At 31.2% G+C, this 14,456-nt stretch carries 13 protein-coding genes and 1 pseudogene; 6 read left to right on the top strand and 8 right to left on the bottom strand.

All coding sequences use genetic code 11. The annotated features are described in order from the left end of the window. Positions 1 to 232: 232 nt before the first annotated feature. A complete protein-coding gene (locus SOR77_RS06290) occupies positions 233 to 670 on the bottom strand; it encodes a hypothetical protein (RefSeq protein ID WP_320636297.1) in 438 nt (145 codons plus the stop codon). 109 nt (positions 671 to 779) lie between these two features. Here SOR77_RS06290 and SOR77_RS06285 point away from each other — a divergent pair, with 109 nt between their 5' ends. From SOR77_RS06285 to SOR77_RS06260, 6 genes are all read left to right on the top strand, one after another. Further along, the gene (locus SOR77_RS06285; protein ID WP_320636296.1) at positions 780 to 1,259 is read left to right on the top strand and encodes an MOSC domain-containing protein; all 480 of its coding nucleotides are present in this window, start codon (positions 780 to 782) and stop codon (positions 1,257 to 1,259) included. An 88-nt stretch (positions 1,260 to 1,347) separates the two neighbouring features. Then, positions 1,348 to 2,817: a carbon starvation protein A gene (locus SOR77_RS06280; RefSeq protein WP_320636295.1), complete on the top strand. Its 1,470-nt coding sequence runs from the start codon at positions 1,348 to 1,350 to the stop codon at positions 2,815 to 2,817. 179 nt (positions 2,818 to 2,996) lie between these two features. Further along, positions 2,997 to 3,632 (top strand): nucleoside-triphosphatase, encoded by a 636-nt coding sequence (locus SOR77_RS06275; RefSeq protein ID WP_320636294.1) that lies wholly within the window; start codon positions 2,997 to 2,999, stop codon positions 3,630 to 3,632. Then, complete coding sequence (locus SOR77_RS06270) at positions 3,625 to 4,638, top strand: iron ABC transporter permease (protein ID WP_320636293.1); 1,014 nt, start codon at positions 3,625 to 3,627, stop codon at positions 4,636 to 4,638. Before SOR77_RS06275 ends, SOR77_RS06270 begins: the two co-directional genes overlap by 8 nt. Continuing rightward, positions 4,639 to 5,427, top strand: coding sequence for an ABC transporter ATP-binding protein (locus SOR77_RS06265; RefSeq protein ID WP_320636292.1), 789 nt, complete (start codon positions 4,639 to 4,641; stop codon positions 5,425 to 5,427). Positions 5,428 to 5,480: 53 nt separating this feature from the next. Next, complete coding sequence (locus SOR77_RS06260; RefSeq protein WP_320636291.1) at positions 5,481 to 6,581, top strand: ABC transporter substrate-binding protein; 1,101 nt, start codon at positions 5,481 to 5,483, stop codon at positions 6,579 to 6,581. A gap of 52 nt (positions 6,582 to 6,633) precedes the next feature. Here SOR77_RS06260 and SOR77_RS06255 read toward each other — a convergent pair whose 3' ends face one another. The 7 genes and pseudogenes from SOR77_RS06255 to SOR77_RS06225 form a co-directional block, all read right to left on the bottom strand. Continuing rightward, positions 6,634 to 7,239, bottom strand: a complete 606-nt coding sequence (locus SOR77_RS06255; RefSeq protein WP_320636290.1) for a class I SAM-dependent methyltransferase — start codon at positions 7,237 to 7,239, stop codon at positions 6,634 to 6,636. Between the two features lie 451 nt (positions 7,240 to 7,690). Further along, entirely contained in the window at positions 7,691 to 8,236 is a 546-nt protein-coding gene (locus SOR77_RS06250; protein WP_320636289.1) for a GNAT family N-acetyltransferase, read from the bottom strand. Between the two features lie 60 nt (positions 8,237 to 8,296). Beyond that, a pseudogene (locus SOR77_RS06245) lies at positions 8,297 to 8,455 on the bottom strand (DUF4368 domain-containing protein); the annotation flags it as partial. 16 nt (positions 8,456 to 8,471) lie between these two features. Next, the gene (locus SOR77_RS06240) at positions 8,472 to 9,809 is read right to left on the bottom strand and encodes an MATE family efflux transporter (RefSeq protein ID WP_320636288.1); all 1,338 of its coding nucleotides are present in this window, start codon (positions 9,807 to 9,809) and stop codon (positions 8,472 to 8,474) included. Between the two features lie 18 nt (positions 9,810 to 9,827). Continuing rightward, positions 9,828 to 10,421, bottom strand: coding sequence for a TetR/AcrR family transcriptional regulator (locus SOR77_RS06235; RefSeq protein WP_320636287.1), 594 nt, complete (start codon positions 10,419 to 10,421; stop codon positions 9,828 to 9,830). Between the two features lie 586 nt (positions 10,422 to 11,007). After that, positions 11,008 to 12,738: an ABC transporter ATP-binding protein gene (locus tag SOR77_RS06230; protein ID WP_320636286.1), complete on the bottom strand. Its 1,731-nt coding sequence runs from the start codon at positions 12,736 to 12,738 to the stop codon at positions 11,008 to 11,010. Continuing rightward, entirely contained in the window at positions 12,738 to 14,453 is a 1,716-nt protein-coding gene (locus tag SOR77_RS06225) for an ABC transporter ATP-binding protein (RefSeq protein WP_320636285.1), read from the bottom strand. The genes SOR77_RS06230 and SOR77_RS06225 overlap by 1 nt, the downstream gene beginning before the upstream one ends. Between the last annotated feature and the right edge of the window lie 3 nt (positions 14,454 to 14,456).

Raw genomic sequence — 14,456 nt, 5'->3', positions numbered from 1 at the left:
CGTGCAATGCTCGAGCTCTCGCACTGCAATCTCCATGGTCCTACTGCTTACTCTCACTTCAATTTTCTGACTCACACTCTACTCAGATCGCTTTTAATCTATATGAGAAGCACCCATTTCATAGATTTTTTTATATTTCGTATATATTAAACTCTATATCTTATTCTGTCAAGTGTTTAATTTAAATTATTTTTTGTCATATATCCATCTATCACCTGACAAATATAACTGCTTACTTATTTTTAGAAAAATTCTTTAAAATTTTACTTTCCTCTTCACCATATACTTGTCTAATATCCCAACCACTTATTTTTAAATTAACCAAGTGGTTTCCATTTTTTAATTTTGTAAATTTTAAATTTTTAATATCATTCCATCTGACAAATATAGAAATAAATAGTGAATTTGGAGTTACTATTATTCCACCTTTAGAAAATCCTTCTGCAAAAAATCCTGATATAAAAAATAGCCATCCAACCATTCCAACTATTAAATTTATTTTCTCTAATGTGCTGAATTTAAAAAATACAACCAAAATTGCCATCAATAAAAACCCTGATATTGCAATCTTATGCGGCATAATTTTAGCATGATGTTCATTTTTTAAATAACTACATCCATTGTATATTATTCCTAAAACCATTGATGTCAACAAAACATATGAAATCATTTTTATATCCTCAATCTTTTCTTTTAATTTTAATTTCTAATTTAATTTATAATTTTTAGCTTAATAAGTCAAGTTTTGAATTTAATTAAAAGTTGAGGTAAATTTTTAAATGCCGTATAATATATTAAAATTCAATTTAGAAATATCAGGTGATTCAATGGCAAAAGTTATATCGATAAATAAATCAGATACAAAGGGCGTAGTAAAAATACCTCAAGATTCAGGAGAATTTATAGAAAATTTTGGTCTTAAGGATGATGCTCATGCAGGTAAATGGCACAGACAAGTTAGTTTATTAGGTGTTGAAAGTTTTAATAAAATGGAAGGCTTAAATCTTAAATACGGAGATTTCGCTGAAAATTTGACTACCGAAGGAATCGTCTTGTATGAACTTCCTATTGGAACTTTGTTAAAAATAGGAGAAACTATTCAAGAAGTTACTCAAATAGGAAAAGAATGTCACAAAGGTTGTGCTATTAAGCAAACTGTGGGTAAATGTGTTATGCCACTTGAGGGGATTTTCACAAAAGTTATTAAAGGCGGTTTAATCTCCGTGGGAGATTCTATCGAAATCATGGACTCTAAATGAGTCCTTTTTTCTTTATAAAAGCTTGATTTAATAGCTTTTATATATTAAATTTATAATGTATAAACTATATTTGAGGAGGAAGAAGTTTATGGTATTATTTTTAATCGGTGTTTTGATTTTAATAGTATGTGGATTCGCATATGGAAAATATTGCGAAAATGTGTTTGGTCCAGATGACCGTGTTACACCCGCTATCGCTAAAGCCGATGGCGTGGACTATGTAGGAATGAAAAAATGGAAAAATCAACTTATTGAACTTTTAAATATTGCTGGTACAGGACCTATCTTAGGCCCTATACAAGGTATCCTTTTTGGACCTATTGCATTTTTAACAATACCTATAGGTTGTGTTTTTGCAGGATCTTTACATGATTATTTTGTTGGTATGATTTCTATGAGAAATGATGGAGCTCAAGTTCCAACACTTATGAAAAAGTATGTTGGCACGGGAACAAATAAAATTTACAATATCATTATTTGGATTCTAATGCTTCTAACCGGTGTTGTTTTTATTTACACACCTGGAGATTTAATTGTAAATAATATTCTTCACATGGATATCAACTCAAATGTAATATGGATAGTATATGCTTGTATTTTACTTTACTATATTATAGCTACACTATTCCCTATTGATGCTATTATAGGACGGGTATATCCAATATTTGGAGCATTCCTTGGAATTTCTGCAATTGGTGTTTTCATTGGAGTTCTTTTAACCGGTGGAGCTGACCTTCATCCTATCACTTCAGGAGCTTTGATTTCCGAACACCCTGCTGCTCAATCATTCATACCTGTTTTCTTTATAACAGTAGCTTGTGGTATAATGTCAGGTTTCCACGGTTCACAAGCAACTCTAATCTCTAGAACTGTTAAGAGCGAAAAAGAAGGTCGTCAAACTTTCTATAACATGATGCTTGCTGAAGGTTTCATTGCTATGTGTTGGGCTGCAGGTGCTATGGTTTTATTTAACACTACTGCTCCTGTTGATACTACTGCAACTTTAATGGTTGGTGAAATTTCTAAAAGATTTATGGGTAGCATAGGTGGTCTTCTTGCTATAATAGGAGTAATTGTACTTCCAATAACAAGTGGAGATACTGCTTTTAGAGCGCTAAGACTTATGATTGCAGAACAATTTAATATTGACCAATCAGTTGCTATAAAGAGAGTAATCCTTTCTGTAATAATCTTTATTCCTGCAGTTTTAATTCTATTCTTTGCTAAAACAAATGCAGGTGGATTCAATATGCTTTGGAGATACTTCGGTTTTACTAATCAATTAGTAGCTGTATTTGCACTATTAATGATATCTATCTACTTGAAAGCTCATAACAAAAACTATTATATTTCTTTAATACCAGGTATTTTCTATACATTTATAGTAACAAGTTATATATTCCATGCTGATCTTGGATTCTCTTTAGATAAAAGATTAGGTATTGAAGGATATACAGCTAGTTATATTGTTGGTATTATAGTAGCATTTATATTTGTATGGTTTGTGATTAAAAAGTCAAATTCAAGAAAAGAATATATACAAAAGCTAGACAACTAGTTTTATATTAATTTAGTAAGTTTATAATTTAAAGCGGATTGGCTCTATTATTTAGAGGACGATCTGCTTTATTTTTATTTTAAAATCCCCTTTCGAATACTTTTGACAAATAACTCGTTTAAATTTATAATATATTTGCATTAAAAATTTAAGTAATAAGAATTTTATTTAGGTGTAAAATGAAAAATAATCTTATGTTAAGTTTAAAAAGTGGAGTTGGAAAAAGTACATCTCTTCTTCAATATCTATTTGAAAACAGAAAAAATTATAACAGTATTTCCGGATACACGACGAGAAGAGTTTACAAAGATAATAAAGTCTATGGATACATATTAATCGAAATAAATAAAGCACTTGATTTATACTTTTGTAACCATTCTTCAGATAGTATTTTAAAATGCAATTATAATGAAATCGTTATAGATGAAGTCTTTTTAAAAACGATTGATGACAAATATTTATTTAATCAAGATATTTTTGAAAAATACTTTCTAAATTACATAGACTTAAATTCCGATTTAATAGTAATAGATGAAATAGGTGGAAAAGAACTATTGAATTCAAAAATCTTAAGTGCTCTTATAGAAATTTTTAATTCTAATGAAAATTTAATTGTTGTGTATAAACTTCAAAAGCAATTTAATAATATGCTTAAATCTTCAAATAAATTAGCTGATGAAATTCTATCTAAGAGAAAAATTTTAGAGAAACACCTTGCAAATTTCGATCTTATTACTCAGAACAACCTAAATGAACCTTATTTAACTTTTGAAATTATAGGCAAATATTTAAATTATGGAGAAACAAATGACTAAACAAATTTTAAAAAAGTATCATTGGATGTTTATTATACTTTTAGTTATTTTGATTTTTGTTATATCTTTTTCATTTTGTGTTGGAAGATATAATATTTCTCTTAAAGATTTATCAAAGAGTATTTTAAATAACTTATTCGGATTTAATTTTAAGTTGGATCCAAATATATATACTGTTCTTTATAATATTAGGCTCCCTAGAATTTTAGTTGGAATTTTAGTTGGAGTTGGACTCTCTATATCCGGAGCTACCCTACAAGCAGTCTTCCACAATCCTATGGTATCCCCTGATGTGTTAGGTGCTTCAAGCAGTGCTGGATTTGGTGCCGCACTTGGTATTTTAATGGGTTTTAATAGACTCTCCACAACTTTAATTTCTTTTGCCATTGGTACGTTATCTATCTTAATTGTTATATTCATTTCAAAAAAAATAAATAAAAACAGAGATATTGGACTTGTACTTACTGGAATGATGGTGAGTTCTATCTTCTCATCTGCTCTATCCTTATTAAAGTTAATAGCAGATCCGACAAGTGAACTGCCAGCTATCACCTATTGGCTGATGGGCTCTTTAAATTCATCAAAATTAGATGACTTCTTTTTTTGTCTGCCCATAATATCAATTGGTGTATTAATTCTTTTATTAATTAGATGGAAATTAAACATACTTGCATTTGGTGATGAAGAAGCGCATTCTCTTGGTGTTAACCCAGAAAAATTGCGAATTATAGCAATTCTATCAACTACATTAATAACAGCTGTGTGTGTTTCTGTAAGCGGTATAATTGGTTGGATAGGACTCGTCATTCCCCACATTGCAAAAATATTTTTTGGTATCGATATGAGAAAAGTTCTTCCTGCATCTATGCTAATTGGAAGTTCATTTTTATTAATAGTTGATAATTTTTCAAGACTACTTTCAACAAGTGAGATCCCAATAGGAATTTTGACATCATTTATTGGAGCTCCATTTTTTATATACCTAATGAGTCGAGAGGTGAATTAAATGAATCTTAAAATTGAAAACATCTCTTTTAAATATCGAACTCATGAAGTTTTAAAAAATGTTTCTTTTGAAGCCAATTCAAATAGTTTAGTAGCTATACTTGGTAAAAACGGTGTTGGTAAAAGCACTTTGTTCAAAATAATATTGGGAATTCTTAAAAATTATTTAGGAACTATTTCAGTAGACGGTGTAAATATTAAAAAACTATCTGTAAAAGAATTAGCTAAAACTATATCCTATATCCCGCAAAGTCAAAATAAAATTTTCACTTTTAGCGTGGAAGAAATGGTGCTTATGGGAACTAACTCATCTCTTAACACTTTTGAAATGCCCAATAAGAAGTCATATGAATTAGTTGATTTTGCCATCAATTCATTAAATTTAAGATATCTTAGACATAGAAAATTTAACGAATTATCCGGTGGAGAAAAACAGCTAGTTCTAATAGCAAGAGCTATTGCCCAACAATCAAAAATCATAATTATGGACGAACCTTGTTCAAGTTTAGATTATGGCAATCAAATAAAAGTTATGGAATATATATCAAACCTTTCTAAACAAGGATACCTAATTTTATTTTCTACTCACAATCCTGAACATGCCCAAATATTTGCTGATAAGGTTTTAATTTTAAATTACGGCTCTGCTATAGCATACGGTAACACACATGATATTTTGACCGAATCTCTACTGTCAAATATATATCAAATCCCAATACTTATACGTAACATAGAAGATTCAAATCAAAAAGTTATTCTACCTGATTTGAAAACTTATCGACAATATTAAATTTTTATTAAAACGATTTATCGTTTTAAAATATATTTTAAAGGAGTTATAAGATGAATAAAAAACTATTATTCAAATTGTTAGCCGTGACCCTACTCTTTAATTTTATTGTAGTTGGATGTCAGAAACAAGAAACTGCCAATAATTCTAAAGAGACTACACAAACTGCAGATGTTAGTGGAACAAGAACTATTGTGGACTCAGTTGGCAGAGAAGTTGAAATTCCCAACACAATATCCAAAATTGCCCCATCCGGTCCTCTTGCACAAATAGTTCTCTATACTTCTAATTCCGAAAAACTAGCCGGATTAGCAAAACCTGTAACAGATAATCAAAAAGAATATCTTTCAAGCATTACTGAACTTCCTATCTTTGGACAATTCTACGGAAAGAATTCAAATTTAAATATGGAAGAATTAGTTAAAAACTCTCCAGATTTAGTTATAGATATAGGAGAAGCTAAAAAAACTATAGTTGAAGATATGGATAATCTACAAAATCAAATAAATATACCTGTGGTGTTTGTAGAAGCAAGCCTTGAAACAATGGCTGATGCATATCAAAAGCTCGGCGAAATTATTGGAGATACTTCTAAGATAGATAAATTAGCTGAATATTCTAAAAATGTAATAGAAAGTGCTAAAAAAATAAACATCCCAGAAGAAGAAAAAATTTCAGTTTACTGGGCTATGGGAGATGCCGGACTCAATACAAATGCTAAAGAATCCTTCCATTCAGAAGTTCTAAATTTAGTTGGTGCTAAAAACGTTGCAGAAGTAGAAGCTCAATCAAAAGGTGGCGGAAGCGAGATATCTATGGAACAACTTATAGGTTGGAATCCTCAAGTAATTCTTGCAGATAACCAAAATCTTTACGACATGATAACTACAGACCCAACTTGGGCAAATCTTGATGCAGTTAAGAACGGTAAAGTATATAGAGTTCCATCCGAACCATACGGTTTCTTAGCAGACCCTCCATCAGTAAACAGAATTATAGGTATTACATGGCTTGGAAATCTTCTATATCCTGAAAAATATGATGTTAATATAAAAGAAGAAGTAAAAGATTTTTATAAACTATTCTATATCTACGATTTAAAAAATGAACAAATAGATAAAATTTTAGAAAACAGTATATCTGAAGAGACTTAAACCCAGGAGCATTTAATCTAACTCCTGGTTTTATGTTGTAAAACTATTTTAATTAGGAAACTATACCTTCCATTAAAAATATTCTAAAATCAATTTCACCCTTCCTGCCTTCCCATAGGATTTCATAATTTAATGGTTCAAATTTTACATTTCTAAAATATGTTTCCATCTCTTCCCTAGAAAATCCATCATGTCCATCAAAATCAGGTAGATCTTTATGAAAAGAAGCTGGCACAATGTCCAAATCCATCAATATAAACTTACCATTTGGTTTTAAATGTCTCTTTACTAAATTCAGTTCAGACTCTATATCCACTATATGATGAAAAGCTGTCAAAGAATATATAAAGTCATATTTTTTTAATGTCGCCTCTAAATAATTTTCATCATACACCTTTACATTTTCTATTTCTAATTGCTCCAACCTATTGTCAGTCTCTTCCCTCATCATTTCAGAACTGTCTATGCAATCAATCTCTTTAAGATCTTTAGCCAAAAGACTTGCCAACAATCCATCTCCCGCTCCAATTTCAAGAGCATTCTTTTCGCTACCATCTTCAAATATATTTATAATTTTCTTATATATTGAGAAAGTTCTATTTTCCCTTTCTTTTGTATTCCAAATTTTAGCTACTTTATCAAAATAATCATTAGTCATATATTCTCCTATTATGTTTATATTTTATAAATACTACACAAACTAATTACTTACATTTAATATACTACCCCTCTTTAGTATAATTAAATAAAAAACAGTAAACCTTTTTGATTTACTGTCTGCATTTTAAATTTTTAACTCTAAAAATTATAGTTTTTAATAGATTTTCTTTTACCGTTCTATTTGAACGCACTCTAAAATCTACTAGATAAAATGCATAAAACCCTCCTTCCATTAAAATCATATCAATCTATAAAAATATTAGTATGTTCGATATTGACTTGTCCTGTTTAGCCTATCTGTAAATGCTTGATTTCTTCTTCCGCCATTAAATTTTTTCTTCTATGTTTTTCATTTTCTTTTTTCCTCTCTCTGTTTTTGAGCAAAGAAAAAAAAGTAAATTGATTTACTGTTTCCTGAACTGCTAAGTTATAGTTTGTATTTAATTGTTTTACTTTGACAAACTGGGAATTGTTATTTCGCACAAAAGAAGTTCATAGTTCCCGCCCTCAAACGTGATATCATTTCCCTCATCGTCCTTGTAGAACGAAACTTTCTCTGTTCCAGTCTGCCTAAAACCAAGATAAGTCAACAACCTAACCGACGGTGTATTATTCAAGGCAGTTCCCGCTGTAATATTAATCACACCCTTATTTTTCATCAAATCAAGGATTGCGGAAATACTCTCCCTTGCATATCCTTTTCCGTGATAATCCGAATGAAAGCAGTATCCAATCTCATAGCTGGTTTTCCTCATATTGAAAGCTACATATCCGATTACCATGTCCTGCAAACAGATTGCAAAAAATATGTGTTCATCGCTCTTCGAAAAGGAAGCCCACTTTGCGATTCTCCTAAAAACAGACTGATTATCCAAATCATTTGGTTTGTCGTACTGTGCATAAATGGATTTTGATGAATCTTCCCATATAGATTGAATTGCTTTCCAATCATCAGCACGCACTCGTCTAATTGAAAGTCGCTTTGTTGTAATCATGTGTTAGTTCTCCAAAAATTCTAATTTTTCTCTCTCAATAATCAATAATATTATACCATTTTAAGCTATTTTTTGTATATCAGCTTTATGTTGCACTTGACAGTCGCCTATAAAGTAAAAATATACATCGACTTGTTGTTTTCTATATTTGCCTTTTCTTCCTCCTGTGCCTTAATGGACTACTGATTTTTCTATATACTCATTTATCATTTCTACCGTCCATTAGAAATCATACTTATTTCATCTTATAAATCTGTTTTTGTTGCATAACAACTCCTATCAGTATCATTAAAAAATCAACAATTGGCTGAGCCCACCAAACAGCAGATGCCCCGAACATTTTTGGCAATATTAGTATAGCTGGAACAAACAATATTAATTGTCTAAACATTACAACCATTCCGGCTTTTTTTGCATCTCCCACCGATTGAAAGAAAGTAAGCGTCATAATCATAATCCCATACATAATAAAAGTACAATAATACATTCTAAAGAAATCCACATTGGCAGTCAGAATTTCAGTTCTAACATTAAATAATGATAAAAGCTTTTCAGAGAAGAACATTGATGGTATCCAAGATATAGCAGCAAGTATTGTTGCCCCACAAGCAAATATCTTCATTGTTTCTTTTACCCTATTATACTGTTTTGCACCAAAATTAGTGCCAATGACAGGTTGCAGTCCTTGACTCATACCCCATAAAGGAATAAAGGAAAACATATATAATCTCATTGTGGCAGACATTAAAATTCCCCAATCACTTCCACCATATTTAAATGCTTGCTTAAATAGAAATGTTTGTTGTACTGCAAATAATAATTGCATCATCATAGCAGAGCTTCCTATACTAAACATTTCTCCTGCTATTTCACTTCCCTTTTTTATTTTATGAATACCAACAAATACACTCTTTTTAGCAAAATAGTGTAATGTTAAAACTGCTTGTACAATTTGGGAGATTACAGTCGCAATCGCCGCACCTTCGATTGCATATTCACCCATCAATTTCATAAAAATCGGATCTAGTATGATATTCAATAACGCTCCGGAACCCATGATAAACATAGAATGCTTTAATGCACCTTCACCACGCATTGTCATATTACCTGCTTGAGCAAAATTAACAAATATCGAACCCAAGAAAACAATTCTTAAATATCTTACACCAAGAGATTTTATATCCCCTTGTGCCCCGACTAAGTCCAAAAAATTAGATGCAAAAATAATGCCTAACACAGTAATAAAAACCGAGAACACTATTACCCAATAACTTAAATTTCCAAAAATTTGATCCGTTATTTCCTTATTATCTTTCCCAATAGCCCTCGATAAAATAGATGCGCTACCCACGCCAATCAATGCGGAAATTGCACCATTAATTAGCGTAAGCGACATAGAAATACTTATAGAAGACATAGCATAATCTCCTATAATCCACCCGGCAAATACCCCATCCATAAATGGATAAAGCCCTATTATAAGCATTCCTATAATACCTGGTAACGCTAATTGAAACATTAAATCTTTCGGATTTTTAGTCAAAAGTTGCGTTTTCATATCTTGTTTTTCCATTACAATTCTCCTTTCAAATCAATTATTTTGGTCTATTTTTGTTATATAACATACGAATGTTTCTATTAAAAATTCTCTTTGCTTTTCATAACTTTCTTTAGCATTTAAAATCTCATTGCTAAGTATAATTCCATTTATATAATTAACTAAAAATCCATCCGCAAAAATATCGGCTTCAATTCCGAGTTCTCTAGCTACTTCATTAAACCTTTCCTTTGATATATCTACCAGCTTAAAGTACAAATCATTTAATTCTTTATAATGTCCTTTTACCTTAAGAAAAATTACATATAGTTTCATTAAATCCGTTTGTGCAAGTGCTTTATCTGTAAGGATTTCTCCCATAAGTTGATACTTGTCTTTTTTATTCTTGTTTTTTAGATACTCTTTATTAAGATTCTGCCTATAATCATTGCCATCGATCATAAGGTCATACAACATTTGCGTGGTACTGGAATAGTGTCTATATACACCACCTTTACTCATTTCAGATTCTTTCACCACATCTTCCATAGTGGTCTGTTCAAAACCCTTTTTAAGAAATATATTTTTCGCATGATGTCTGATTTGTCGCATGCGTTCTTCTTTTGATAATCTTGGTTGTCTCGTCATAACTTAACCTCCTTTATAGCGACTTTATCGTCGCTATAAAAATTATAGCATAATTAGTCATATTTAACAATAAAAAACCAGGCATCTCACCAATTTTTAGTCAAATTACCTGTTTTAGTTTCTACCTATTTAATTCTACCTGACTGCCATCAAAGAATGTAAATTCAATTTTTTCATTATAACAAACCGTAAAGTAGTCTACCACGTTAAGCCATACATTTTTATCAAACTCTGTCATGAGGTCTTGCTTTTCCAGTTCCTTTATAAACTCTTGAGACTCATCACGCTTGGATTGTTCTTCCATGATAGTTAACTTGATTTTATCAATCTATCCTTTTGTAAATGTCAACTTAAATATGTACAATTATGAGAATTAATTATTGCTACTTTTTTACTTTCTAATAAATCATTTTTTCTTTTAACTTATAAAAAGATCCTGTAATTTTAATAATGCTTGAATGTTGTATTAATATGTATTATTACCTAACATAAACTTAAATACTTGACAAAAAATAGATGTTGCAGAGTAAAATCATCTATTCTGCAACATCACCTTTTCATATGAATCATATATGATTCTATTCTACTAAATAGACCATGATTCTGCCTTACTCTTTACATGAATCAAATTAGAGTAGAGTCCCTTATTTTTTATCAACTCTTCATGATTTCCTCTTTCAACAATTTCTCCATCCTTTAATACTAAAATTTGATCCGCATTCCTTATTGTTTTTAGTCTATGGGCAATCATTACTACAGTTTTATTTTTTGTAAGTGACTCAATGGCTTCTTTGAGCTTGTCTTCATTTTCCGGGTCAATGTTTGCCGTTGCTTCATCAAAGATAATAATGTCCGCATTTTTTAGCATAGCTCTTGCTATAGAAATTCTTTGCTTTTCACCACCTGAAAGACTCGCCCCTCCTTCGCCGATAATAGTTTGGTAGCCTTGAGGAAGCGTCATAATAAAGTCATGACACTGAGCTTTTTTAGCGGCTTCAATAACTTCTTCCTTAGTCGCATCTTGTTTGCCAAACTTAATATTGTTTTCTATGGTATCTTCAAATAAATAAACATTTTGGAATACCATAGAAATATTGTTCATCAAGTTTTCCATAGTGTAGTCTTTAATGTTTTTACCCCCAAGCATAATCTCACCAGAGTTCACATCCCAAAAACGAGCAATTAGATTACAAAAAGTAGTCTTTCCAGAACCGGATGGTCCTACAACAGCAGTCATAGTATTTTCTCTTATTCTACAAGACACATTTTTAATGATTGGTCTTTGATCATAGAAGAAAGATACATTTTTAAATTCAATGTCATGATTTTGAATAGTATTCTTATCGGTTCCTTCTCTCATATCAGAAATTTCATTAATAAAATCAACAGAATCAATAGCATTTTCTGCAGCTCTTAAAATCGCCATATTAGAACCTGCCCCAACCAATCCTTCAAAGATAATAAAACTGGCAATAATCATGAGTACAGTTTCTGCAAGCGACATTTGACCAGCTAACTTTAAATAAATAGAAATATATATCATAGCAACCGTTGCAATACTCATAACAATTCTTTGTATAACAATATATGGAATTACATTTTTCTCAAGTTCTAAAAATATTTCAGAGGTATCATTTATAGATTTATTTAGTTGTTCATTATTTTCACCCGCCAAGTTATAAGATTTAATTACCTGCATGCCTTGAATAGAAGCAAGCACTTGTTTCGTTAGCTCTGATTGAACTTTGGTCATTTTTTCAGCATTTTTCGTGGACTTCTTTTCCATTAGAGAAGTAACTAAGAAAAATACGATCACACCAGTCACAGCCACAAGACCAATCTTTTGATTAAAAATAAAAGTTCCTAAAACAAAGATCAAGGTATTTAAGATACCACCTAGCACTAAAACCAGAAGCATTGGAATCCATTGTTCTGCCTGAGTAAGGCTTGTCGTAGCAATGGTTGTTAATCTTCCAAGGCTATAACTTGAGAAAAACCCCATTGGTACTTTTTTTATTTTCTCGCCAATTTCAATTCTCTTATTAGCAGACATAAAATAGCCTGCATGAGTCTGATCCATTTGTGAAACCTTTTGTGTTAAAACCTGACCCACAAGTGAGACAAATAATATGCCTAAACAAACCCAAATAGTTTGCATACTTACAGTATTATGGAGAATGGCAACTAACATATAATATATAGCACCAAATTGAATCGCATTGAAGATGGAATGCAGAAGTCCAAAGATAATAGATTTTCTGATATTAGCTTGTTCTTCTTTGGAAAAATTCCATATTTTTTTTAATACTTTTATCATTATTCTTCTCCCCTTGTGCTCGCTTCTGCCATTTGTTTGTAAAGTGATGACTTTTGGATTAGTTCAGCATGCTTTCCATAGCTATCCAATTTGCCGTCTTTTATAACAAAAATTCGGTCGGAATCAGTAATCGTTTTTAACCTATGAGCAATTATAAGAAGTGTTTTACCTTTTACCAAGTTTCCAATAGCTCCTTGAATGATAGCCTCATTTTCCGGGTCCATATAAGAAGTAGCTTCATCTAAGATGACGATAGGAGCATCCTTGAGCATGGCTCTTGCAATAGATATTCTTTGTCTTTCTCCTCCAGATAAGTGTCCGCCACCTTCCCCAACGATGGTGTCATAGCCATTTGTAAGTTTCATGACGAAGTCATGACAACCAGATTTTTTGGCGATTTCTTCTACTTCATCATCACTTGCATCTTTTTTACCAATTCGTATATTATTTCTTACAGACATATCAAATAAAAAATTATCTTGAGACACATAGGAAATTAAGGAAGATAATTTTTCCAAAGACATATCCCTTGTTTCCACACCACCTATTTTGATGGTTCCTTTGTCCACATTCCAGAATCCTGCAATAAGTTTCGCCAAGGTTGATTTGCCGGAACCAGAGGACCCAACTAGGGCTGCAGTGCTTCCCTCCTCAATTTCTAAAGAGATATCATCAATGACTTTCTTTTTTTCATCATAAGAAAAATCTACATGTTGAAGTTCAATATTATAGTTTTTTACTTCCTCATGTTTTTCTTTATTCTCTAGTTCTCTTGAATCCAGTATCTTTCCAATCTCTCCTGTAATAGTCGAAATTCTGGATAAATCATCCATATAATTCATGACCTTAACAATGCTTGATACTGTAGCAAATGATAAGACTATTAATGTGATCAAACTAGGAAGGCTAACTGTCCCTTGTGTATAAAATAAAATACCAAAAGGAATAACAGTAAAAATACCCATAGGTGACAATAGTCTTCCTATAGCTACCTTGGTTATAGATTCACCCATCCAGTTATAGAAAAACTGAGCATTATTATAAACAGAATCTGAATATTTCTTATAGGAATTATCACTTTTATTGAAAGTTTTGATAACCTCAATCCCATTGATATATTCCACAATTGAATTATTCATCGTTTGTCCAATTTTAACGGATTTGGCATACATTTCTTTGTAGTGTTCATTCATTGCACCCATCATAACGGACATACCAATGACAAATGGAACTAAGGATAGTAAAGCCAATCTCCAATCCAGGATAAACATATATATAAGCAGTAGAATAGGGCCTACTAAATTGGCTGTAAATTCTGGCACTAAGTGGGCAAGGGATGTTTCCATACTGTCCACTTGCTCCACCATAATATTTTTTAGTTCTCCTGAAGATCTAGAAGTAATATCTCCTAATGGCATTTTGAATAATTTATTAGAAATATTGTTTCTTATTTCGCCAAGGGTATGAAATGTTGCCGTATGAGAAATCATGGTTGATAGTCCAGACGAGATTTCCTTAATTGCAAACATTAAAAGGATCATTAGACACGCACATAAATGATACTCTTTACTTACGTTACCGTTTATAAGACCAACTATAATTTTAGCCATGTAAATATAGGAAACAAGACTGCTAACAACACCTACTATCGCTAAAGCAATAGAGGTTAAATATTGTTTCTTTCTTTTTTTAACATATTGTTTAATTAAATACACAAT

This window comes from Peptoniphilus sp. (assembly GCF_034090345.1).
GTDB lineage: Bacteria > Bacillota > Clostridia > Tissierellales > Peptoniphilaceae > Peptoniphilus.
The sequence above is the reverse complement of the archived record's forward strand: the minus strand, read 5'-3'. Positions and strand labels throughout refer to the sequence as shown.

Coding starts and splice junctions, on each gene's coding strand:
- SOR77_RS06260 (WP_320636291.1), top strand. CDS start 5,481: ATGAATAAAAAACTATTATTCAAATTGTTAGCCGTGACCCTACTCTTT.
- SOR77_RS06270 (WP_320636293.1), top strand. CDS start 3,625: ATGACTAAACAAATTTTAAAAAAGTATCATTGGATGTTTATTATACTT.
- SOR77_RS06255 (WP_320636290.1), bottom strand. CDS start 7,239: ATGACTAATGATTATTTTGATAAAGTAGCTAAAATTTGGAATACAAAA.
- SOR77_RS06290 (WP_320636297.1), bottom strand. CDS start 670: ATGATTTCATATGTTTTGTTGACATCAATGGTTTTAGGAATAATATAC.
- SOR77_RS06230 (WP_320636286.1), bottom strand. CDS start 12,738: ATGATAAAAGTATTAAAAAAAATATGGAATTTTTCCAAAGAAGAACAA.
- SOR77_RS06235 (WP_320636287.1), bottom strand. CDS start 10,421: ATGACGAGACAACCAAGATTATCAAAAGAAGAACGCATGCGACAAATC.
- SOR77_RS06250 (WP_320636289.1), bottom strand. CDS start 8,236: ATGATTACAACAAAGCGACTTTCAATTAGACGAGTGCGTGCTGATGAT.
- SOR77_RS06265 (WP_320636292.1), top strand. CDS start 4,639: ATGAATCTTAAAATTGAAAACATCTCTTTTAAATATCGAACTCATGAA.
- SOR77_RS06285 (WP_320636296.1), top strand. CDS start 780: ATGCCGTATAATATATTAAAATTCAATTTAGAAATATCAGGTGATTCA.
- SOR77_RS06280 (WP_320636295.1), top strand. CDS start 1,348: ATGGTATTATTTTTAATCGGTGTTTTGATTTTAATAGTATGTGGATTC.
- SOR77_RS06275 (WP_320636294.1), top strand. CDS start 2,997: ATGAAAAATAATCTTATGTTAAGTTTAAAAAGTGGAGTTGGAAAAAGT.
- SOR77_RS06240 (WP_320636288.1), bottom strand. CDS start 9,809: ATGGAAAAACAAGATATGAAAACGCAACTTTTGACTAAAAATCCGAAA.